We start from the raw sequence: 890 nt of genomic DNA, 5'->3' as shown, positions 1-890 counted from the left end.
TAATCGTGCGACTCTGGCCTGCCGCAATACTCGGTTCCCCGATCAGTCAAGATTCGAATTAAGCCCATTTCGTATTCGGCGAAGAGCGGCAATACCTTGTCATTGAGTAGGTCAGCAGCCGTAATCGTAAGCGTCCGTTGCCCCCACGTTGGCAGATAGGAGTGTTACTTTGTTGTCCGCAGTGGCAACAGCTCATCAATCCTGCTGTTAGGGTGTGTGGGAAGTTTTTCCAGCGTCTGCGTGAGCCAAGCCAGCGGTTCAATGCCATTGGCCTTGGCAGTGGCCAATAAACTTTGAATGGCTGCCGCCCGCTTGCCCGCTCGTTCTGATCCAGCGAACAACCAGTTCTTCTTGCCGATCGCAATTGGGCGTATCGCGTTTTCGATACGGTTATTGTCGATCGGCAGTTGGCCACTGCTGACATAGCGCACAATCGCAGGCCAGCGCTTCAAACTGTAATCAATCGCCTTGGCCAGACTGCTGCCATCAGCAGTCTTCTGCCGCTGTTGTAACAACCAGGCATGCATGACCTCAAGTCTTGGTCTGGACTGCTCTTGCCGTCTGATAGCTCTTTGTTCTATCGTGTCCTCTTTAGCTGCACTCTCAATGGCATACAGTTCTGCGATCTTGCCCAAGGCCTCTGCCGCTATCGGATGCTGGTTAGCGGCATGCAAATCAAAGAATTTGCGTCTGGCATGTGCCAGGCAAGCCAGTTCCGTGATGCCATTGGCAAACAAGGCTTTATAGCCCGCATAGTCATCCATGTAATTTCCCCCGCTCCCAGCGTACAAACCGACCTATTTGAACCTATTTGCCATCATCAAAGAACCTGTCAGTTATAACGTCAATTTGCCCAGGTAAATTTTCTTGTAAAAATTAAATACTGCAAA

2 pseudogenes are annotated in these 890 nt (G+C 50.7%); both read right to left on the bottom strand.

Going from position 1 to position 890, the window contains the following annotated elements:
- Positions 1-125, bottom strand: a pseudogene (locus tag ACO0LC_RS29105) (IS481 family transposase); the annotation flags it as partial.
- A 39-nt stretch (positions 126-164) separates the two neighbouring features.
- Positions 165-764 (bottom strand): annotated as a pseudogene (tnpC, locus tag ACO0LC_RS29100) (IS66 family transposase); the annotation flags it as partial.
- Positions 765-890 lie beyond the last annotated feature (126 nt).

The organism is Undibacterium sp. JH2W, from assembly GCF_049340425.1.
Taxonomy (GTDB): domain Bacteria; phylum Pseudomonadota; class Gammaproteobacteria; order Burkholderiales; family Burkholderiaceae_D; genus Undibacterium.
The sequence above is the reverse complement of the archived record's forward strand: the minus strand, read 5'-3'. Positions and strand labels throughout refer to the sequence as shown.